The sequence below is a fragment of the Sphaerospermopsis torques-reginae ITEP-024 genome, from assembly GCF_019598945.1.
In the GTDB taxonomy this organism is placed as follows: Bacteria; Cyanobacteriota; Cyanobacteriia; order Cyanobacteriales; family Nostocaceae; genus Sphaerospermopsis.
This window is the reverse complement of the sequence record NZ_CP080598.1, coordinates 3,113,847-3,134,867: the sequence shown is the minus strand read 5'-3', so window position 1 is coordinate 3,134,867 and position 21,021 is coordinate 3,113,847. Positions and strand designations below refer to the sequence as shown.

At 38.8% G+C, this 21,021-nt stretch carries 18 protein-coding genes and 1 pseudogene; 8 read left to right on the top strand and 11 right to left on the bottom strand.

Annotation, left to right across the window (positions count from 1 at the left end; translation table 11 throughout):
- Positions 1-190 precede the first annotated feature (190 nt).
- The 4 genes and pseudogenes from K2F26_RS14585 to K2F26_RS14570 all read right to left on the bottom strand — a co-directional run.
- Positions 191-1,279, bottom strand: a complete 1,089-nt coding sequence (locus K2F26_RS14585; protein ID WP_220608403.1) for a hemolysin family protein — start codon at positions 1,277-1,279, stop codon at positions 191-193.
- Positions 1,280-1,505: 226 nt separating this feature from the next.
- Positions 1,506-2,882, bottom strand: coding sequence for an AtzE family amidohydrolase (locus tag K2F26_RS14580; protein ID WP_220608402.1), 1,377 nt, complete (start codon positions 2,880-2,882; stop codon positions 1,506-1,508).
- Positions 2,879-3,067 carry a DUF4089 domain-containing protein gene (locus K2F26_RS14575; protein WP_194056623.1) on the bottom strand — a complete coding sequence of 63 codons (189 nt, stop codon included), beginning with the start codon at positions 3,065-3,067 and terminating at the stop codon, positions 2,879-2,881. Before K2F26_RS14575 ends, K2F26_RS14580 begins: the two co-directional genes overlap by 4 nt.
- Before the next feature lie 176 nt (positions 3,068-3,243).
- Positions 3,244-3,774 (bottom strand): annotated as a pseudogene (locus K2F26_RS14570) (thioredoxin family protein); the annotation flags it as partial.
- A 158-nt stretch (positions 3,775-3,932) separates the two neighbouring features.
- On the opposite strand from K2F26_RS14570, the gene glsA reads away from it, so the two are divergent.
- Positions 3,933-4,847 carry a glutaminase A gene (gene glsA / locus K2F26_RS14565; RefSeq protein WP_220608400.1) on the top strand — a complete coding sequence of 305 codons (915 nt, stop codon included), beginning with the start codon at positions 3,933-3,935 and terminating at the stop codon, positions 4,845-4,847.
- On the opposite strand, the gene K2F26_RS14560 is transcribed toward glsA, so the two are convergent.
- Positions 4,844-6,388 (bottom strand): hypothetical protein, encoded by a 1,545-nt coding sequence (locus K2F26_RS14560; protein ID WP_246605370.1) that lies wholly within the window; start codon positions 6,386-6,388, stop codon positions 4,844-4,846. The two genes, glsA and K2F26_RS14560, sit on opposite strands and share 4 nt — an antisense overlap.
- Positions 6,389-7,010: 622 nt before the next feature.
- Here K2F26_RS14560 and psaA point away from each other — a divergent pair.
- The 4 genes from psaA to K2F26_RS14540 all read left to right on the top strand — a co-directional run bounded on the left by psaA (position 7,011) and on the right by K2F26_RS14540 (position 12,682).
- On the top strand, positions 7,011-9,266 hold the full coding sequence (gene psaA, locus K2F26_RS14555) for a photosystem I core protein PsaA (protein ID WP_220608399.1): 2,256 nt from the start codon (positions 7,011-7,013) through the stop codon (positions 9,264-9,266).
- A 109-nt stretch (positions 9,267-9,375) separates the two neighbouring features.
- The gene (gene psaB / locus K2F26_RS14550; protein WP_190648905.1) at positions 9,376-11,607 is read left to right on the top strand and encodes a photosystem I core protein PsaB; all 2,232 of its coding nucleotides are present in this window, start codon (positions 9,376-9,378) and stop codon (positions 11,605-11,607) included.
- A gap of 293 nt (positions 11,608-11,900) precedes the next feature.
- Positions 11,901-12,191, top strand: a complete 291-nt coding sequence (locus K2F26_RS14545) for a type II toxin-antitoxin system TacA family antitoxin (protein ID WP_220608398.1) — start codon at positions 11,901-11,903, stop codon at positions 12,189-12,191.
- Entirely contained in the window at positions 12,188-12,682 is a 495-nt protein-coding gene (locus K2F26_RS14540) for a GNAT family N-acetyltransferase (RefSeq protein WP_220608397.1), read from the top strand. The genes K2F26_RS14545 and K2F26_RS14540 overlap by 4 nt, the downstream gene beginning before the upstream one ends.
- A gap of 165 nt (positions 12,683-12,847) precedes the next feature.
- On the opposite strand, the gene K2F26_RS14535 is transcribed toward K2F26_RS14540, so the two are convergent.
- Positions 12,848-13,327, bottom strand: a complete 480-nt coding sequence (locus K2F26_RS14535; protein WP_220611887.1) for a hypothetical protein — start codon at positions 13,325-13,327, stop codon at positions 12,848-12,850.
- 648 nt (positions 13,328-13,975) lie between these two features.
- Between K2F26_RS14535 and pyk the strand changes: the two genes are divergently transcribed.
- The 3 genes from pyk to K2F26_RS14520 all read left to right on the top strand — a co-directional run bounded on the left by pyk (position 13,976) and on the right by K2F26_RS14520 (position 17,257).
- Complete coding sequence (pyk, locus tag K2F26_RS14530; protein ID WP_220608396.1) at positions 13,976-15,745, top strand: pyruvate kinase; 1,770 nt, start codon at positions 13,976-13,978, stop codon at positions 15,743-15,745.
- A gap of 347 nt (positions 15,746-16,092) precedes the next feature.
- Positions 16,093-16,908, top strand: coding sequence for an Rpn family recombination-promoting nuclease/putative transposase (locus K2F26_RS14525; RefSeq protein ID WP_220608395.1), 816 nt, complete (start codon positions 16,093-16,095; stop codon positions 16,906-16,908).
- Between the two features lie 28 nt (positions 16,909-16,936).
- Positions 16,937-17,257, top strand: coding sequence for a DUF2887 domain-containing protein (locus K2F26_RS14520; RefSeq protein ID WP_220608394.1), 321 nt, complete (start codon positions 16,937-16,939; stop codon positions 17,255-17,257).
- A gap of 6 nt (positions 17,258-17,263) precedes the next feature.
- Here K2F26_RS14520 and K2F26_RS14515 read toward each other — a convergent pair whose 3' ends face one another.
- The 5 genes from K2F26_RS14515 to K2F26_RS14495 all read right to left on the bottom strand — a co-directional run bounded on the left by K2F26_RS14515 (position 17,264) and on the right by K2F26_RS14495 (position 20,997).
- A complete protein-coding gene (locus tag K2F26_RS14515; RefSeq protein WP_194053986.1) occupies positions 17,264-17,494 on the bottom strand; it encodes an AbrB/MazE/SpoVT family DNA-binding domain-containing protein in 231 nt (76 codons plus the stop codon).
- Between the two features lie 140 nt (positions 17,495-17,634).
- Complete coding sequence (locus K2F26_RS14510) at positions 17,635-17,970, bottom strand: XisI protein (RefSeq protein WP_220608393.1); 336 nt, start codon at positions 17,968-17,970, stop codon at positions 17,635-17,637.
- On the bottom strand, positions 17,958-18,374 hold the full coding sequence (locus tag K2F26_RS14505) for a XisH family protein (RefSeq protein WP_220608392.1): 417 nt from the start codon (positions 18,372-18,374) through the stop codon (positions 17,958-17,960). The genes K2F26_RS14510 and K2F26_RS14505 overlap by 13 nt, the downstream gene beginning before the upstream one ends.
- Before the next feature lie 464 nt (positions 18,375-18,838).
- The gene (locus tag K2F26_RS14500; protein ID WP_220608391.1) at positions 18,839-19,933 is read right to left on the bottom strand and encodes a glycosyltransferase family 4 protein; all 1,095 of its coding nucleotides are present in this window, start codon (positions 19,931-19,933) and stop codon (positions 18,839-18,841) included.
- A gap of 107 nt (positions 19,934-20,040) precedes the next feature.
- Positions 20,041-20,997, bottom strand: coding sequence for a glycosyltransferase family 2 protein (locus K2F26_RS14495; RefSeq protein ID WP_220608390.1), 957 nt, complete (start codon positions 20,995-20,997; stop codon positions 20,041-20,043).
- Positions 20,998-21,021: the final 24 nt, after the last annotated feature.

Genomic DNA, 21,021 nt, shown 5'->3' with positions numbered 1-21,021 from the left:
AATATCTTGATTTGTAGGTTGGGTTGTTCGCGTTAGCGTTGCGAAGCAATGGAACGAAACCCAACAAATACGTTGAGTTTAATTTGGGTTTCACTTCGTTCAACCCAACCTACGGGAAAATGGCAAATGTTTAATTCCTGGATGTTAAATTTGTTCACGTAGCCTATTTGCAAAAATTTTGAATTTTAAATTAATTTGTGTTTCCTATTTTTAGATCATAGTTATCAGGTTTTTCCTTAACATAAAGAGTATTGATAGACTGCAACATTTTTGCTCGTTTCTTCCTAGCAATTTCTTGTAAATCGACGGTTTTATCAGTCTCATCTACAATTTCACCAGTTATTACCTCTAGCACATCTTCCAAAGTAATCACACCAGCAACACATCCATATTCATCTACTACCACTGCTAGATGTTCATGGGATTCTATAAAATTTTTGAGCAGTTTGTCAGCACGAATGATCTCAGGAACAAAGCGCACTTTTCTAGCTAAATCAGCAATTTTTTGTTCACCACTTCCTTCCACCATTGCTGTAAGTAAACTCTGTTTTAAAGCAAATCCCATCACTTGATCAATAGATTCATCAATAACAATAATTCGGGTATGTTGGGAAGCAATAATATCTGCTTTAGCCTCTTCCAAGGTAACATTACCACGTATATATGTCATCATGATCTGGGGTGTCATTAAATCAGATGCTGTCACATCATTTAATCTGAACACCCTCTGAATCATTTCTGCTTCATCACTTTGGATTATACCTTCTTGTTGACCAATATTTGCTAATAATTTGATTTCTGCTTCGTTGGTTGTTGGTCTTTTTATCCCTTGAGAAAAAGGTGCAGTGACATTTTCTAAAATCCAAACTAAGGGTGTAAAAGCCAGAGAAATTCCCGTTACAGGTATGGCTGTGAGTATAGCAATTTGTTCAGAATATCTCTCACCAATTGTCTTGGGTATAATTTCTCCAAAAATAATAATCAGAAAAGTTAATATTCCCGAAAATACACCAAGCCACCTATTTCCTAATACTTGAGTTGCAATATTACCTGTGATAATACTTCCAATAATATTGAAAATATTATTGAGGATTACTATTGTGGCAATAGGCCGATTCATGTTTTCACGAATCGCTAGAAGTGCAACTGCGGCGGGTTTTTTAAATTCCGCTAATTGTCGAACTCTCAATGTTGGAACAGATAACAGCGCCGTTTCTGTAGCAGAACACAATGCTGAACCTAAAAGCAGTACAAAAACAGTAATTACTAGCTGTAACATATAATTTCCCAAGTTTGGGAATAGATAGATGGTTGGAGTTAGCTAAAAGCTGAATCAGCTAATTAACTAATTTAAGCTTTAATGATTGTAACGCGATTTTGAAATTTCTCAATATAAAAATCTTATCCTATGCAGAAGCAAAAGAAGGGGTACTTATGATTTCATGACTTTTCATCAATGAGCAATTAGTTATTATTGTTGATATTTCAGCCTTTTTGCTTTGATATTAGGAACGTAACCCACCAGAAATAATACCCTGTGCTTCCAAAAATGCCGCAACTCGTAAAATTAAAGCTTCATTATAGGGTGCAGCTATTAATTGTACTCCTAAAGGTAGAGAATTTTTCTCCTTAATTGGTACTGATAAAACCGGTAAACCAATAAAAGACAATGGTTGAGTAAACAGCCCTAAATGTGGACGGACAATAATTTCTTCACCATCTAAAATCATCGTTTTTTGTCCAATTAATGGGGCAGGAATTGGAGTTGTTGGGGCAATAATTATATCTACATTTTCAAATATTGCCCTCACTTGATCTCTATACCATCTTCTAAAACGTTGAGCTTGGATATACCAGGAATTAGGAATTAAAGCACCAGCTAAAAATCTATCTCGCGTTGCTGGATCAAAATCTTGCGGACGGGATTTTAATTTTTCTAAATGCAGATTTGCACCTTCACAAGCTGTAATTACAAACGCCGCAGCACGAGCTATTTCCGCTTCTGGTATTGTGACATATTCAGTCACATTTAAAGCATGAGCAACTTTTGCTACTGCTGCTAAAGCTGCTGGTTCTGCTTTTTGGGTAAAATAATCATCTGCGATCGCAATTTTAATCCCAGAAATATCATTATTTATTTGTGGTAAACATAAATCAATAGGACGTTTTGTACAAACCGGATCTTGCTCATCTTCACCTTGTAAAACATCAAATATTGTCGCAATATCTCTCACAGAAGTTGCAAAATGTCCGATATGATCTAAACTGCTAGAAAATAATTTTACACCTGCACGGCATAACCTGCCATAAGTAGGTTTAAAACCCAAAATACCACATAAAGCCGCAGGAACACGAATAGAACCATTCGTATCTGAACCTAAAGAAAAAGGAACTAAACCCCCAGCAACCGCAGCAGCAGAACCACCAGAAGAACCTCCCGCTATTCGTTGTAAGTCATAGGGGTTATAAGTAGTACCATAATGGGCGTTTTCAGTAACAAACCCATAAGCATATTCATCCATATTCAACGCACCCACTAACACCGCACCTGCTTTTTTCAACCTAGTAATAGCAGTTGCATCTTGGGTAGCGGGTGAATTTTCGGCGTTAATTTTTGCCCCTGCTAAAGTTGTTAAACCAGCAACATCAAATAAATTTTTTACAGCAAAAGGTACACCAGCTAATATACCAGGATTTTTACCTTTAGCAATTTCTTGGTCAATATTTGCCGCATCTTTTAAAGCTGTTTCTGTGGTAATTTCGGTAAAACAGTTTAATTCCAGGTTTCTAGCAGCAATTTTTGCTAACGCTGTTTGAGTAACTTCGATGGCGCTAATTTTACCAGATAAGATATTTTCAGCTATGTTTACAGCGTCATTCATGGTTCAAATATGGGGGATATTTCAATTTCTTCTGGTAAGGGAAAATTATTTATTATTTCTGCTATGGTTGTGATGCTTTCAAAGTTTTTTATAACTCCTGGTTCATATTCTTGATTAATTTTTAGTTTTAGCAATAAGGAAGTTTGTTTGATGTATTCTTGGGTGTTAAATGTTTGATTTTTCATCTTTTTAACTAATCGCAGAGGCACAGAGGACACAGAGATAATTATAAAAATATAATTATATCATAATATTACTTTTTTTTAATCATCTATTTTGATGATTTTGATCTGCGTTTTTAAAAGTCTCACTCTCTAAAACACGCACCAGGCGCACATAAACCCAAAAATTCAATTTTCTTTACCTCACCAGGAAAAGCCAAAGGTGTAAATTGTTGATCTTGTTTTTCCAAAGTAAATTCTAATCTTTGGAAATTGAAATGATTTTGATTTTCCTGTAAAAGCTGAATTATCAGATTTTCAATAGTTGTTAAATGTCCTTCACCGGAAAATTGTCCTCTTATATATCCTTGAGGATCAATAATAATTAAAGTAGGCCAAGCTTTGATAGTATAATGTTCCCAAACGCGAAAATCACTATCAACTAAAATCGGGTGTTCAATGTCATAACGCAATATTGCTTGACGAACATTTTCAATTTCTTTCTCGTTGTCAAATTTCCCAGAGTGAACACCAATAACTGTTAGACTATCTTGATATTGACGTTCTAAATATTTTAATTCTGGTAATATGTGCAGACAGTTAATACAGCAGTATGTCCAAAATTCTAAAATAATTATTTTACCCTTGAGTGCTTTTAGAGATAAGGGTTTATCTGTATTTAACCAAGGGTAATTTTCTGGTAATTCTGGCGCTCTAACACAAGGAGTCATACTAATTTATAATTTATAATTTATAATTTATAATTCATAATTTATCATTAAACGAGTTAGATTTTGTCTAGGTTTTCAGGTTTATGTTTTTTGCATGGACTGTTAAAAGTGATACAATCGAAAATTGTATATTTTAAATTTAGGCTAATATCAAGGTTTTGGGTAAACTCGAAGACATCAATATAAATCATTTATCTCTCTGGGTTCAACAAGCGAAAACCCTAGCAGCACAAGGAAGTGTTATTCAACGCATCCCCATTTTATCTGTAGCTAACCCTTATTGGTTTGCTGTTCATATCTGCTGTCAGTCAGGAGAAAATTACACTTTGGGAGATAACGCTTGTATATTTCCTTTGATGAGTGTTATTAAACCTTTTTCTTTCCTATATCTGTTGGAACATTTAGGAACGGAAAATGTTTTAAACTGGGTTGGTGTTGAACCTTCAGCAATGCCTTTTAATTCTTTAGAACAGTTAATGACTGATAGTGGAAAACCCCGCAACCCGATGATTAATAGTGGTGCTATTACTTTAGCTGATAAGTTACCAGGTAAAAATGGAAATCATCGCACTCAGTTGTTTTGTCAGTGGTTGAATAAATTAGCAGGTAGTCAACTATATTTAGATTTAGAAATGTTGGCTTCTGTGCGTGCTACTCGTTCTCAGATAAATGTGGCGATCGCTCAATATCTCTACCAAACTCAACACATTGAAAATATTGAATTGGCTCTTGACACTTATGAACAAATATGCTGTATTTCTGGCACGGTGGAAGATTTAGCGAAATTAGGAAAACTCCTAGCTTGTGCAAGCAGTTTCATAAGTTCCCAACATCGCCAAATTGTTAACGCTGTAATGTTAACTTGTGGACTATATGAAGCTTCTCCCCAATATGCAGTCAAAATTGGTTTACCCATAAAATCGGGTATTAGTGGAGCATTGATCACAATAGTACCAGGTCAAGGGGCGATCGCCAGCTACAGTCCCGCTTTAGATAGTATAGGCAATTCTGTAGCTGGTCTGACCTTGATGGAAACTTTATCCCAAAATTTGCAACTGAGTATTTTTAGTTAATTGTTTTCTTCGGGTTTAATTGAGTTTCTATTCTTGAAATAGTCACTTAATCTGTTTAATCCTGTTTTTTCTGTTGTTTCTGGTTTCAACTCCTCTGTTTCTAATGAGTCAGCGGGTGTTTTACGAATTTCAATTTCTGGAACTACAGGTTTTTCTACTTTGGGTTCTACCTTGGGTTGAGATGTGGGAGAAACTTCAACTTTGGGAATGGGGGTTTTTTCTACTTTGGGTTCTACCTTGGGTTCAGGAATAGGAGAAACTTCAATTTCTGGAACTGCTGGTTTTTCTGTCTTGGGTTGTAGTTGAGGTTCAGGAGTAGGAGAAACTTCAATTTTGGGAGTAGGAGTTGTTTCTACTTTTTTAGGTTCTACTTTGGGTTGAGGAGTAGGAGAAACTTCAATTTCTGGAATAGGAGTTGTTTCTACTTTGGGTTCTACTTTGGGTTGAGGAATAGGAGAAACTTCAATTTCTGGAACTGTTGGTTTTTCCCTATTGGGTTCTACCTGTGGTTGAGGTGGTGTTATTTCGACTTTGGGCGTTACAGTAGGTGTAGGTTCAGTAACAGGAATCTCAATGATGTAATTTGAGTCTACAATACCACGCACTTCATCAGCCGTGAGTTCCCCTCTTACCATTTTTGAGAGAGTATCTTTACCACCCGGTTGGTAATTAATCACTCTTACTGTACTATTAAAGACATTTTTTACTGGGTTGCCTTGGTTATCGAGAAATTCTAGTTCTACCCAGTTTTTACCAGGTTTAAACCCTTTGAGGTAGACTGTTTGCCAGCGGTCAAAAATAAAACTTTCACCATTAATTGTGCAACGAATACGCCAATCGCTCAATGTGTCTTCAGGATGATCTTCAGCCATAAGATGCAAAGGCGCGTTAGTTAGGTAAAAATCCAACATAATTGGTTCTGCACCATAACTACCATTAGGACGACTATAGGTGAGAAGAGGTAAATTAGGGTCAGGGTTGTTATCGTCCGTTTTCGTAAAGACGTGAAATGTGGTTTGGGCATAAGCACCTTCATTTTTAAAGCTTTCATGCCAAGGACGAGACGCAAATACACGCAAAGTATGAGTACCTGCGGACAAGTCTGAGAAAACTAAAGGCTTATTTAAGTCATAAACAGCTATATAAGGTTGATTGTCAAGAATTACGTGCAGATGTGGTCCTAGTTGCCATTCGGGATCTTTAAAAATTTGTAAGTCCTTAACCTGAAAACTGACTGTAACAGTATTATCTTCAATGATCTCATCTGCTGTAGGCGTAAGTATTGTTACTTGTGGTTGATAACTTTCCAAATCTCCTCGTAGTTCTTGTATTAGCTCTGGAGGAGCAGCTTCTGAAAAGTTACGAGCAACTTGGGCAATTTCAGCAACTGGTTTTTGATTATTAATAGATACATTTTTTCCACTAGCTTTATCAGCACAACTACTTAAACATAAAACCAGCACCAAAGTCAATAGCCACTTAAAGATAGGTAAACTATTTTTTGATGTTTCATAAAAAGCTTGATGTTGCTTATATTTCATGCTGTTATACCTATGATTTTATTCAGCAAAATTTATTAACTACACTTTACACCCTACACCCCAGATACCATGAACCCAGACTGGAATATACAGCAAATTGCAGGTTACTTAGTTACAAATTTGCATCAAAAAGCCTTACATATCAATGGTTATGCTGCTGCAAGCTGACTGCTGAAAACGGCAAGCTGTTGTAACTTTGTGATTTACAGAAAATTTGGTTCATATCTTTACATAAAGATGAAAAATATGAAAATTAAGTAATATTTATCACTAAATTTACAGATTTAAATTTCAGCATAAGCAACATATTCAGTTCCAAAATTATGATTTATGGCAGGATTGAAGATTAAGCATAAGTTTTAAGAATTGTTATAGTTTGTAAATTTAATAGAAAAAGTATTGACTTTTTTACAATAGCTTTGAATATAAAAAGGCAGATATGACAATAAATCTGGCGATTTTGAATTATTGTTAAAATGTCTCCAACAAAGTACAAGTACAGACTCTATAATTCAACAGAAACAACAAATCCACAGGTCCCCAAAAAACAACTGGGGACAAAGAGTGAAATTCACTCTGTGGTGTACATGATTCCTCATTCCCTATTCACAGAGGAGGTCGAATGACGATTAGTCCTCCGGAGCGAGAGGAGAAAAAAGCAAGAGTCATCGTTGATAACGATCCTGTACCCACCTCATTTGAGAAATGGGCAAAACCAGGACACTTCGAGAGAACCTTAGCTAAAGGACCAAAAACCACCACCTGGATTTGGGACCTGCACGCCCTCGCCCATGACTTCGATACACATACAAGCGACTTAGAAGACATTTCTCGCAAAATCTTCTCCGCCCACTTTGGCCACTTGGCTGTAGTGACGATTTGGTTAAGCGGAATGTTATTCCACGGCGCTAAGTTCTCCAACTATGAAGCTTGGCTGGCTGATCCATTAGGAGTCAAGCCCAGCGCCCAAACAGTTTGGCCTATTGTGGGACAAGATATTTTAAACGGTGATATGGGCGGTGGTTTCCACGGCATTCAAATCACCTCTGGCTTGTTCCAAGTATGGCGTGGCTGGGGTATCACTAGCTCCTTCCAACTATACGTAACTGCCATTGGCGGCTTAGTATTAGCGGGCTTGTTCCTGTTCGCTGGTTGGTTCCATTACCACAAACGCGCTCCCAAACTGGAATGGTTCCAGAACGTGGAGTCAATGTTGAATCACCACCTATCAGTATTGCTAGGTTGCGGTTCTTTGGGATGGACAGGTCACTTAATCCATGTGTCCGCACCAGTTAACAAGCTATTAGACGCTGGTGTTGCCATTAAGGACATCCCCTTGCCCCATGAGTTCATTTTGAACAAAGACTTAATCACAGAGTTGTATCCCAGCTTTGCTAGTGGTTTAGCACCTTTCTTCACCTTGAACTGGGGAACTTATGCTGACATTCTGACCTTCAAAGGCGGATTGAACCCAGTAACAGGCGGTTTGTGGATGACTGACATTGCTCATCACCACTTGGCGATCGCTGTATTGTTCATCATCGCCGGTCATATGTACCGCACCAACTGGGGTATCGGTCACAGCATCAAAGATATCCTAGAAAACCACAAAGGTCCCTTCACTGGTGAAGGCCACAAAGGTCTTTACGAAAACCTGACCACCTCTTGGCACGCTCAGTTGGCTACCAACCTGGCCTTCTTGGGTTCTTTGACAATCATCATCGCGCATCATATGTACGCGATGCCCCCCTATCCATACTTGGCAACTGACTACGCTACACAGTTGTGTATCTTCACTCACCATATTTGGATCGGTGGCTTCTTGATTGTTGGTGGTGCTGCTCACGCAGCGATCTTCATGGTGCGTGATTATGATCCCGTTGTTAACCAAAACAACGTATTGGATCGCGTGATTCGTCACCGTGATGCTATCATCTCTCACCTCAACTGGGTTTGTATTTTCCTCGGCTTCCACAGCTTTGGTTTGTACATCCACAACGACACCATGCGAGCATTGGGTCGTCCCCAAGATATGTTCTCTGACGCTGCAATTCAATTGCAACCAGTGTTTGCTCAGTGGGTACAAAACTTACACCACTTAGCACCAGGAACAACCGCACCTAACGCTCTAGAAGCAGTAAGTTATGTGTTTGGCGGTGGTGTGTTAGCTGTAGGCGGAAAAGTAGCTGCTGCTGCAATTCCTTTAGGTACAGCCGACTTCATGATTCACCACATTCACGCCTTCACCATTCACGTGACTGTGCTGATTCTGCTTAAAGGTGTATTGTACGCTCGCAGTTCTCGTTTGATTCCAGACAAAGCTAACTTGGGCTTCCGCTTCCCTTGCGACGGTCCAGGCCGTGGTGGTACTTGCCAAGTTTCTGGTTGGGACCATGTGTTCTTGGGACTGTTCTGGATGTATAACTCCTTGTCAATTGTAATTTTCCATTTCAGTTGGAAAATGCAGTCTGATGTATGGGGTACAGTGGATGATGGTGTGGTAAGTCATATCACAGGTGACAACTTTGCACAAAGTGCTATCACCATCAACGGTTGGTTACGTGACTTCCTGTGGGCGCAAGCTACACAAGTAATCAACTCCTACGGTAGTGAACTGTCCGCTTACGGACTCATGTTCTTAGGCGCTCACTTCGTTTGGGCATTTAGCTTAATGTTCCTGTTCAGTGGTCGTGGCTACTGGCAAGAATTAATTGAGTCCATCGTCTGGGCGCATAATAAACTGAAAGTAGCTCCTACTATTCAACCCCGTGCATTGAGCATCACTCAAGGTCGGGCAGTAGGTGTAGCTCACTATCTACTCGGAGGAATTGCTACTACTTGGGCATTCTTCCATGCACATATCCTTTCAGTAGGTTAAAAAATTTCAGTGAATATTTTGGGTTTTGGATCAATCTCCAACCCAAAATCCAAAATTTCACTGGTAGCAGTGATAGCAATGGCTAAAGGTCAGAGGAATCATCAACCCTATGGCAACAAAATTTCCAAAATTTAGCCAGGATCTCGCACAGGACCCAACTACGCGGCGCATTTGGTATGCGATCGCAATGGGCAATGACTTTGAGAGCCACGATGGCATGACAGAAGAAAATCTTTACCAAAAGATTTTCGCCACTCACTTCGGTCACTTGGCAATCATTTTCTTGTGGGCTTCCAGCCTCCTGTTCCACGTAGCCTGGCAAGGTAACTTTGAACAGTGGATTAAAGATCCCCTTCATGTCCGTCCTATCGCCCATGCGATTTGGGACCCCCACTTCGGCGCACCAGCAGTTGACGCTTTCACCCAAGCTGGCGCAAGCAATCCTGTAAACATTGCTTACTCCGGTGTTTATCACTGGTGGTACACCATCGGGATGCGGACAAACCAAGAACTCTATGTTGGTTCTTTGGGCTTGTTGCTGTTGGCTGCATTGTTCCTGTTCGCTGGTTGGTTGCACTTACAACCCAAGTTCCGTCCTAGCCTCTCTTGGTTCAAGAGTGCTGAACCCCGTCTGAACCACCACCTGGCTGGTTTGTTCGGTGTTAGCTCCTTAGCTTGGACTGGTCACTTGGTTCACGTTGCTATCCCCGAATCTCGTGGTATCCACGTAGGCTGGGATAACTTCCTGTCCGTTGCTCCCCACCCAGCAGGCTTAACCCCCTTCTTCACTGGTAACTGGGGTGTTTACGCTCAGAACCCTGACACCGCTGGCCATCTTTTTGGTACTTCCACTGGTGCTGGTACTGCGATCCTCACATTCTTGGGCGGTTTCCACCCCCAAACAGAATCCTTGTGGTTGACTGACATGGCTCACCACCACTTGGCGATCGCTGTTATCTTCATCATCGCGGGTCATATGTACCGCACTAACTTCGGAATTGGTCACAGCATCAAAGAAATGCTCAACTCCAAGTCCGGTTTAGTTCCCGGTAGCAAGAGCGAAGGTCAGTTTAACCTGCCCCACCAAGGTTTGTACGACACCATCAACAACTCCTTACACTTCCAATTGTCTTTGGCTTTGGCTGCGTTAGGAACAATTACTTCCCTGGTTGCTCAACATATGTACGCTCTGCCTCCTTATGCTTTCATTGCTAAGGACTACACCACACAGGCAGCACTGTACACCCACCACCAGTACATCGCTGGTTTCTTAATGGTTGGTGCTTTTGCACACGCAGCAATCTTCTGGGTTCGTGACTACGATCCCGAACAAAACAAAGGCAACGTATTAGACCGGATGTTACAGCACAAAGAGGCGATCATCTCTCACCTCAGCTGGGTATCCTTATTCCTTGGTTTCCACACCTTGGGCTTGTACGTTCACAACGACGTAGTAGTTGCTTTCGGTACTCCTGAAAAGCAAATCTTGATTGAACCAGTATTTGCTCAGTTCATTCAAGCGGCTCACGGTAAAGTTCTCTACGGTTTAGACACCTTGTTGTCTAACCCTGACAGCATAGCTTACACCGCCTACCCCAACTACGGTAACGTTTGGTTATCTGGCTGGTTAGATGCTATCAACTCTGGAACAAACTCCTTGTTCCTAACCATTGGTCCTGGCGACTTCTTGGTTCACCACGCTTTCGCTTTGGCTATCCACACCACCACCTTGGTACTTGTTAAAGGTGCTTTGGATGCTCGTGGTTCTAAACTGATGCCCGATAAAAAGGACTTCGGTTATGCGTTCCCCTGCGACGGTCCCGGCCGTGGCGGTACTTGCGATATCTCCGCTTGGGACGCTTTCTACCTGTCTATGTTCTGGATGTTAAACACCATTGGTTGGGTAACTTTCTACTGGCACTGGAAACATCTGGGTATTTGGCAAGGTAACGTTGCTCAGTTCAACGAAAACTCCACCTACTTGATGGGCTGGTTCCGTGACTACCTCTGGGCTAACTCTGCTCAGTTGATCAACGGTTACAATGCCTACGGCATGAACAACCTGTCTGTTTGGGCTTGGATGTTCCTCTTCGGACACCTAGTTTGGGCAACCGGTTTCATGTTCTTAATCTCCTGGAGAGGTTACTGGCAAGAGTTGATCGAAACCTTGGTTTGGGCGCACGAGCGTACTCCTCTGGCTAACTTGGTTCGCTGGAAAGATAAGCCTGTTGCTCTCTCCATTGTTCAAGCTCGTGTGGTTGGTTTAGCTCACTTCACTGTTGGCTACATCGTTACCTACGCAGCGTTCCTCATTGCTTCTACTGCTGGTAAGTTCGGTTGATCCTAACTGCTGGTTTTAGGTAAGTAACAAAAAAATCCCCTGCCGCGAGGTGGGGGGTTTTTGTATACGCACTTTGCAAGCTGCGCTCAATTTTTTTATCTATTTTTTGTGTGCTTTGCGTCCTTTGATATAAATCAAGAGTTTCAGGTGTGAAAAAGAGAAAGAAAGTGCAAGGAATAGACATTAAAACCTTTATTCACAGATGGTAATTTTTTTACCAAATCCTGTAATGTCTTTGTCATTACAACATGGTAAAATAGTATCATCACAAATTAAACTCAAAAACATCAACCATGACCAACAAAACAAAAACCAAAACTCCACGCAACACGCTCAACTTACGCATTAAGCCAGAAGAACGAGATTTGATAGATATGGCTGCCAAAGTGCTAGGTAAAAATAGAACTGATTTTATTTTGGCAGCAGCGCGGAATGCAGCCGAAGAAACTTTACTGGAACGAACTATTTTTTGGGCTACTCCAGAAGCTTATGCAGAATTTACTGCCTTACTAGATGCACCTCCTCAAGTTAATGAACGTTTACGTAAAACCATGCAAACAACTCCCCCTTGGGAACAGAAATGAATTTCACACCCCCTGAACCCTTGGCTAGTCATCACTCCTGTACTGATTTTTCCTGTGGAATTGCTTCTCTTGATGATTGGTTAAAACGTCGAGCTTATGCGAATCAAATCAGTGGTGCAACTAGAACTTTTGTGATTTGCGCGGATAATAAAGTTATTGGATATTATGCTCTTGCTTCTGGAGCGATTAGTTTACAATCGGCTGTAGGTAAATTTCGGCGAAATATGCCTGACCCCATTCCGGTAGTAATTTTGGCACGATTAGCAATAGATAGTTCTTTTCAAGGTCAAGGGTTAGGACGTGCTTTATTTCGTGATGCTGCTTTACGAGTTCTTCAAGCCGCTGATACCATTGGCATTAGAGGAATTATTGTTCATGCAATTTCTGAAGAAGCTAAGGATTTTTATTTGGCTTTAGGTTTTAATTTGTCTCCCCTCGAACCGATGACATTGATGATTACTCTTAATGATCTACGTGATTGTATTGTTTAGCAATTAATCACAAATGTAAAACTTTTGCCCAAGAGCCAAAAAATAACCCAAAATATAAAATATTTTGGGTGGAAGGTTTAAAATATCTTTAAATTCCTACTCATTATAAATTAATTGCCCAAAATGGTCAAATATATCCACACAGGAGGGGTAAAAAATCAAAAATCATTGCGATTGACTACAGTATTCATTTAACTGATTTCCAAAAGTATCTGATTCTTTACCAGCAGTTTTAGCGGCTGCTGTTAGTGTTGATTCAATGTCTGTTCTGGCCTTTTGGATTTTTACCCTACCTGCTGTAGAAGCTTCTGCTGTTTTAGTTGTACCTAGAGCATTACCAGCTTTTGCGATCGCTTGACTGAGATTATCAAAAACTTTGGCAAAACTACTTTGAACTTCTTGGAGTTTGGGATCTGCTAATCTTAATTCTTGAATTGATTTAGTGACATTTTGCAAATCTTTGGAGAGTTGCAAGCTAGTTGTTACTTGTGTTCCTTTATTGTTATCAATCAAAGAAGTTCCTTGATTCACAACTTTAACCAATCGTTGACACTGAGAGATTTTACTCTCATTACAACCAGTCATCAACAAAGCAATACTTAGGCTCACGGGAGCAATTACTGTATACTTACGCACGATTAATATGAATATGCTAAAAGTAGTAAAAACCCATTCAGGGTAATCCAATTCTACACCCAAAATAAAAACCACTCTTAATTGAGTGGCTTTTTGAAAAATTATTGATACATCCTTACTCATGCGGATTTTATGAACACAGAAAAACCACCCATGATTAATGAAAGGGTGATGATGTTGGTAACGCTATTGACTATTTTGAGGCCAACTGGGTTTTAGCTGCTAACTGGGGGTTTGCTGCGCGGGAAAAGCTCAAGGAGATTGAATCAGAAATGAAGCTGATCAGGTAGGAAGTGATTGCTGCTAATCAAATCCAAGATTACAGTTTAGACAAGCTGGAAGCGTCCATCAGGTCTGTGGAGATGTGGAGAAGTAAAATTAACTCTGACTTGTCTATGACTCAATCCTGAGTTATATCTGGCTTTTTTATGGGGATTCTGTATAGTAAGATTTAACCGGAGTCTTGCTGATTAGGGGAAGTGGTTTGAGGAGATTTTTCTATAAAGTTACTAACTGTACGAAATCAAATCTATACTTCACCCCCACTTTCACTGCTTTTGATATTAATTGACATTGATATAGCAGTGACTGAAAAGAATTGACTGCTTAATTTACCATTATTTCCCAGATAGATCCAAAAAATCCTGAAATCCGCCCATGACGCAATTAAGAGATTCTCTGCGCCGAACCAAAATTGTTGCTACTGTTGGACCTGCTACCAGTAGTCCAGAAATGCTGAAAGCAATTATTGAAGCGGGTGCAACGACGCTGCGATTAAATTTTTCCCACGGCACTCATGCTGACCATCAGCGCAGTATCCGGTTAATTAGACAAACCGCTTTTGAACTGAATAGACCTGTGGCAATTTTACAAGATTTGCAAGGTCCAAAAATTCGCTTGGGACAATTTGAAAATGGTTTTATCATGTTGTCTAAGGGCGATCGCTTCACTTTAACAAATCGTCCAGTGGTAGGAACTCAAGAAATTAGCTGTGTTACCTACGATTATTTAGCGGAAGAAGTCCCTGTTGGCTCAAAAATTCTCCTCGATGACGGCCGAGTAGAAATGGTTGTTGAGGAAATTAACCGCGATAAAGGTGATTTACATTGTCGAGTGACAGTTGCAGGTAAACTTTCTAACAACAAAGGCGTTAATTTCCCGGGAGTTTACTTATCCATCAAAGCCATGACCGACAAAGACCGCGAGGATCTGATGTTTGGTCTAGATCAAGGTGTAGACTGGGTAGCACTGTCTTTTGTTCGTAACCCCCAGGATATTATCGAAATTAAAGAGTTAATTACCAGTACCGGGAAAAACGTTCCTGTAGTTGCCAAAATTGAAAAACACGAAGCGATAGAACAAATGGAAGCGGTTCTGTCTTTGTGTGATGGTGTAATGGTAGCTAGAGGCGATTTAGGGGTAGAATTGCCCGCAGAAGATGTACCTGTGTTGCAAAAGCGGTTAATTGCTACTGCTAACCGTTTGGGTATTCCCATCATCACCGCTACCCAAATGTTAGATAGCATGGTCAGCAACCCCCGTCCTACCCGTGCAGAAGTATCCGATGTGGCTAACGCGATTTTAGATGGTACGGATGCGGTGATGCTTTCCAATGAAACTGCTGTAGGTAGTTACCCAGTGGAAGCGGTAGCAACTATGGCAAGAATTGCTGAACGCATTGAACAGGAAGAAGCTGAAAATTCTTCCCGTTTGACGCGAGATGATAAACGTTCTATTCCTAATGCTATCAGTCAAGCAGTTGGTCAAATTGCTGAGAATTTAGGTGCAGCAGCAATTATGACTTTGACACAAACGGGAGCAACTGCGCGGAATGTTTCTAAATACCGTCCGAAAACGCCAATTTTAGCCATCACACCCCATGTCAATGTGGCGCGACAGTTGCAGATGGTTTGGGGTGTAAAACCGTTGTTGGTGTTAGATTTACCTTCTACTGGTCAAACCTTCCAAGCTGCTATTAATGTAGCCCAGGAAAAAAACCTGTTAAGTGAGGGTGATTTGGTGGTGATGACTGCTGGTACACTGCAAGGTGTTTCTGGGTCTACAGATTTGATTAAAGTGGAAGTGGTGACAGCGATACTAGGTCAAGGTATTGGTTTAGGACAAGGTTCTGTCAGTGGCCGCGCTAGGGTTGTGCGTACTGGTATAGATGCGACTCATTTTAATCATGGTGATATTTTGGTGGCATCGAGTACAGGCGTTGATTTTGTTGATGCGATTCGCAAGGCTAGTGGTATTATTACTGAAGATGAAAGTCTCAATAGTCATGCAGCGGTGATTGGTTTACGTCTGGGTGTACCTGTTATTGTTGGTGTGAAGGAAGCGACACAGGTAATAAAAGATGGGTCAATTTTGACTTTGGATATGCAGCGGGGTTTGGTTTATTCTGGTGCAGTGGGAACACCGTAAAGAATTAAAAATTGAAAATTGAAAATTGAAAATTAAAACCCAACAATTATCTGTTTTAATTTTTAATTTTTACCGCTTTTTTGAAACTTTCTGTTCTTGTAATTTGACTGATTTATAAATCTGACGATAGGAAATTTGACGGTTAGCAAATGCTAGGTTGAAGATTCTGTTTTTATCGTCAGATTCATTTTAATAATTAAATAAATTGTCTGAATCAGGATGTCCAGGATTTGAGGATTTACAGGATTTAGATAATTAGCAATTTGGGTAAAATAGATAAATAGTATCTAGTAAAACTTATGATATTTTAATGATATTGATTTTTACTCGTAAACTATTCGCCATTAATGAAAACAGACTCAATTTTTTATCAAATATTTCAAACTTTACCTACTGTTTTGTTTGAATTATTAGGAGAATCTCCTGATAAGGCAAGTGGATACAAGTTTGATTCAGTGGAAATTAAGGAATTATCATTCCGTTTTGATGGGTTATTTCTCCCACCTGCTGATGAAGATAAACTGATTTATTTTGTAGAGGTGCAATTTCAGCAACGTGACAATTTTTACTGGGACTTGTTTGGGGAGATATTTCTCTACTTAAAGTTATATCGTCCTCAACAAAATTGGTGTGCAGTGGCGATATTTCCCAATCGTAGCACTGATACAGCAGAACCAATACAGTATCAAGAGTTATTTCATATTGGTAGAATATCACGGATATACTTAGATGAGTTAGGGGAAAAAACTGGTGATTCTGTTGGTTTAGGAATGCTAGAATTGATAGTAGCACAACAACCACAAATTAAGGAGAAAGTAGTTCAACTGAAAGAACAAGTACGGGTATCTTTAGCAGAACCAATGATCCAGGAAAAAGTTTTAGAATTGGTAGATAAGATACTGGTGTACAAGTTTCCCTATTTAAGTAGTCAGGAGTTAGAAGCTATGTTTGGACTAGATGAATTGAAGCAAACACGGTATTTTCAAGATGTGAAGGAAGAGGGTAAAGCGGAAGGTAAAGCGGAAGGTAAGTTAGAGATGATACCTTTGTTATTACGTTTGGGTTTAAGTGTGGAGGCGATCGCTTCTGAGTTGAATTTAGATATAGAGTTAATTAGGTCGAGGATATCGGAGAATAAGCAATCAATAACAAATCAGGGATAAAGTAGTTCAACTGAAAGAACAAGTACGGATGTCTTTAGCAGAAGCAATGATCCAGGAAAAGGTTTTAGAATTGGTAGATAAGATACTGGTGTACAAGTTTCCCTATTTAAGTAGTCAGGAGTTAGAAGCTATGTTTGGACTAGATGAGTTGAAGCAAACACGGTATTTTCAAGATGTGAAGGAAGAGGGTAAAGCGGAAGGTAAGTTAGAAAGTAAGTTAGAGATGATACCTTTGTTGTTACGTTTGGGTTTAAGTGTGGAGGCGATCGCTTCTGAGTTGAATTTAGATATAGAGTTAATTAGGTCGAGGATATCGGAGAATAAGCAATCAATAACAAATCAGGGATAAAGTAGTTCAACTGAAATGTCTAGTTAGTGCCATGATTTCATCGGTGGTCATGTTGATTGTAGCTTTACCTCGCATTATTTCTATAAGATTTTTACCGGGAGTGGGTTTAATTTTGGATTTTTTTATGTAAACTGCATCTCCGATGATTTCAAATTCTACTTCTGTGTTGGGTGTTAATCCCAATCTTTCTCGTATTTCTACGGGAATAGTTACTTGTCCTTTGGATGTGATTTTCATATTTTTATTGTCAGGTAAGAATTTTCCTACTTTTAGGATTACATATTTCCGAATCAGATGTTAATGTTAGGGAATATTAGAAATTGGATAGATACTATACTTATTTAAACAAGTATAGTATCTGAGTATTAAGAAAATTATTATCGTACTGCATAAGGTGTAAATTGCCGTTTAAAGGGAGAATGAAAACCAATGACAATATCTGAAGTTGGTACTCCCATTTGTACTAATCTTTCGGCTATTGATTCTTCTGTTCCATTGTACTGAATCCAAATTTTGTCATTTTCAATATCAAGGTGAATTACTGGACCAAATACTCGTTTATCACCTTGCCAACCCACAAAATTTAACTGATAATGATCATGTTCACTATCAAATATTAGTTGTGCTTTTACTGTATCTGTAGTGGTGGAAATTTGAGCGTGTTCTGTTAGAATTTCTTTGATAAATTGTCTATAAAGTTCTATTTTATCCATTGTCTAATCTCCTCTTGTTTTGGATCGTAAATGATCAGTTTGACTTGATATTTTTGTAGCATACGTTGGATAAATGGAAGTTGGAAAAATTCGTAATAAGTCTCAAAGGGTACGGCTAAATATATAATTCTGGTTGGTTCTTGTTCTTCTAACGCTTGGCTATAGTTTAGATATTGACCTAATGCTGTATGAAAACTGCTAATTTCTGAATCTCCTATAAAACTTTTAATTTCTACTGCAATTTTTTCTGTCTCCTTTTCTGCTGCTATGGTTGTTTCTGCTGCTAAATCAATTTGCAGTTTGACAACTTCACTAATGCGAATGGTGAGGGGATCATGAGTGATTTTCCATCCTTCTTTTATTAAAGCATTTTTAACCTGTTGGTGGAAAACATCTTTTGCCATTATAATTGATTATTCTTATCTTGTTAGTGTAATTAGGGGTTGCTGAAAAAGTCTTTTCGTTAGGAGTCAGGAGGAGGTTTGAAAATTTCTTTACTATCTCTAGAAATCCAAAAAAATGCACACTTTTTCAGGTATACCCTTGAAAACCCTTGCACTTTTTTCCTCTTTATCAGCAGTTCGACAAGCTCACTGATCACCTGTAACCTTTGTTATATCTGGGTTTTACATTTATTCAGCAAGCCCTAATTATTTTACTATATTTATTCTATCATATAGGAATAATATTTGATATCTGGAATTGTTTGCATAGTCAGATAAAACGCAAAAAGTAAGATGCAAAAGGGTTTCCGAGAATTTAGGTGTACGGATTTTTTTCAAAAATCAAATATGAGTCTCATATAACAATAACTACAATATTAGCAACTTCTTCAATAAGTAGGGTATCTTATATTTTGTAGTTATGCTCACAGATATTGCTGTAATATTTCAACTGTAGCGAGTCCGGTTTTTTCCCAACTAAATTGATTTGCTCTTTTTATTCCTTTTTCTGAAAGTTGTTTTCTGGTTTCTGAATCATTAATAATAGTTTGCATTGCGTCTGTAATTTCCTCGGTATTACAGGGATTAATTAAAATAGCATCATCTCCTGTAACTTCTGGAAGGGAGGAAATATTAGAAGTGATAACGGGAGTACCACAGGCCATTGCTTCTAATACTGGTAAACCAAAACCTTCCCATAAACTAGGGAAAACTAAAGCAAGTGCTTGATTTATAATGGTTGGTAATTCGTGGTAAGGTACATAGTTGAGGAATTTAACTAAATGATTTATTTCTAGTTCTTTTACTTGTTTTTCCAACAATGGGGTATAACGTTTATCGGTAGGACCCACTAACCAGAGTTCATAGTCATTTGTGTGAGGTAATTTTGCAAAAGCAGAAATTAAACTATGTACATTTTTATAAGGATCTTGTCTACCAATGTATAGAAAATAGTTTTTAGTGGGTAGGTTGAGAAAGCGGAAATGAGAGCGATCGCACGCTAGGGGAATAGGTGTTATTTTATGACTGGGAATATTATAAAATTTGGTGATATCGTTAGCTGTTGCTTCCGAGTTACAAATGATATGTTGTGCTTGGTTTAAGACTTGGGGGGTGTAATAGCGGTAATATGGTGTTAGGGGTGAGAAAGGTTTAGGAAAGCGTAAAGGTATCATGTCGTGAGACATGACGATAAAGCGACAGTTACTATATAGGGGTGCTTCTGGTATGGGGGAAAATAGAAGGGTAGATTTAAGGTTTTTGTAGATTTTGGGTAGTTGAAATTGTGTCCAAATGAGGCGGTTTAAATGTCCTTTTGTACCATCAGCAGGAGTTAGATTATTTGGGATTGGGTAGCAATTGAAATCTGGGTGATTTTGTGCTGTTAATAGAGTAGGTTGGAAAGATTTCAAGTAATGAATGAGGTTTAAAGCGTAGTTACTTATTCCAGTTGGTTGGGAGAAAATAATTGATAGGTTGATGATTAATTGATGAGATGATGGATTATTTATTGTGTTCATTAAATAATGCTTCTAGTGATGTGACTCTGGAAATATAACGGATAATAATTTATTTTTAACCCACCTCATACACCCAACACTTCTTTTTTATTTTTGGACTTTTTACTTTAATACTCTCTGCTTTTAACTTGATGAAAAGCCATCCCAGCATTCCAACCTATACGCACACCTGCTATAGATTCTTGAATATATTTCCATAAAATCTCATGTGACAGATGATGTGTAAATTTTAAACGGATAATTCTGAGTAAACAACGATAAATTAGGAGTAGTGTCAGACGAATTATGAGGATAGGTAAAGGGATTCTTTTTAATGCGTGTTTTAGGGAGAAATAGGTTGTATTTTTAGCTAGGGAGTACCAACAGGTAAGATGTTTTTGATCTTGACGATTATGGCTAGGTTGAGGGTAATGATCTACAATTACATCACAGTAATGAATTTCATAACCAGCTTGAATAATGCGTAAACAAACATCTGTTTCATCTAAAAAATATTCAAAAAATTCGTCATAGCCATTGATTTTTTCCAATACATCTTTGCGATAAGATGAGTTTGCACCCATCAAACAGTTATACCAAAAACCGTCTGGTTGGTTATAATTAGGAGCATCATCAGAACGAATTGCAATGGTATTACTAATAATATTTGTGATACCGCGATGATATTGCAACGGATAATCAGGTTTTGTCATATCTCGTACTGTACCACCAACACCACCACATTTATCACCATGTAAAGAATAGGTTGCTAATAGTTTTTCTATCCAGTCAGGAGGTGGAATTGCATCATCGTCTATGAAAGCAATTATATCTCCTGATGCTAACTTTATACCTAAGTTGCGAGAAATACTGATATTTTTTTCCCCAACAGTTGTTAAATTCAGAGGAAAGCTTACTTTGCTGGAGATAGCAGTAACCATTTCCCAAGATTCTCGGTTACATGAAGCATCAACAATAACAACTTCAAATAATGGATAGTTAATATTATTGATTGCCCGTAAAGTTTGCTCAAGAGAAAGACAACGATCAGCCGTACAAATAATGAGAGATATATAATGATTCATGTTTTTGTATTTTATTTTCAAAAT

Coding starts and splice junctions, on each gene's coding strand:
- K2F26_RS14545 (WP_220608398.1), top strand. CDS start 11,901: ATGACCAACAAAACAAAAACCAAAACTCCACGCAACACGCTCAACTTA.
- pyk (WP_220608396.1), top strand. CDS start 13,976: ATGACGCAATTAAGAGATTCTCTGCGCCGAACCAAAATTGTTGCTACT.
- psaB (WP_190648905.1), top strand. CDS start 9,376: ATGGCAACAAAATTTCCAAAATTTAGCCAGGATCTCGCACAGGACCCA.
- K2F26_RS14510 (WP_220608393.1), bottom strand. CDS start 17,970: ATGGATAAAATAGAACTTTATAGACAATTTATCAAAGAAATTCTAACA.
- K2F26_RS14505 (WP_220608392.1), bottom strand. CDS start 18,374: ATGGCAAAAGATGTTTTCCACCAACAGGTTAAAAATGCTTTAATAAAA.
- K2F26_RS14580 (WP_220608402.1), bottom strand. CDS start 2,882: ATGAATGACGCTGTAAACATAGCTGAAAATATCTTATCTGGTAAAATT.
- K2F26_RS14515 (WP_194053986.1), bottom strand. CDS start 17,494: ATGAAAATCACATCCAAAGGACAAGTAACTATTCCCGTAGAAATACGA.
- K2F26_RS14540 (WP_220608397.1), top strand. CDS start 12,188: ATGAATTTCACACCCCCTGAACCCTTGGCTAGTCATCACTCCTGTACT.
- K2F26_RS14525 (WP_220608395.1), top strand. CDS start 16,093: ATGAAAACAGACTCAATTTTTTATCAAATATTTCAAACTTTACCTACT.
- K2F26_RS14560 (WP_246605370.1), bottom strand. CDS start 6,388: ATGAAATATAAGCAACATCAAGCTTTTTATGAAACATCAAAAAATAGT.
- K2F26_RS14575 (WP_194056623.1), bottom strand. CDS start 3,067: ATGAAAAATCAAACATTTAACACCCAAGAATACATCAAACAAACTTCC.
- K2F26_RS14585 (WP_220608403.1), bottom strand. CDS start 1,279: ATGTTACAGCTAGTAATTACTGTTTTTGTACTGCTTTTAGGTTCAGCA.
- K2F26_RS14500 (WP_220608391.1), bottom strand. CDS start 19,933: ATGAACACAATAAATAATCCATCATCTCATCAATTAATCATCAACCTA.
- K2F26_RS14495 (WP_220608390.1), bottom strand. CDS start 20,997: ATGAATCATTATATATCTCTCATTATTTGTACGGCTGATCGTTGTCTT.
- psaA (WP_220608399.1), top strand. CDS start 7,011: ATGACGATTAGTCCTCCGGAGCGAGAGGAGAAAAAAGCAAGAGTCATC.
- K2F26_RS14520 (WP_220608394.1), top strand. CDS start 16,937: ATGTCTTTAGCAGAAGCAATGATCCAGGAAAAGGTTTTAGAATTGGTA.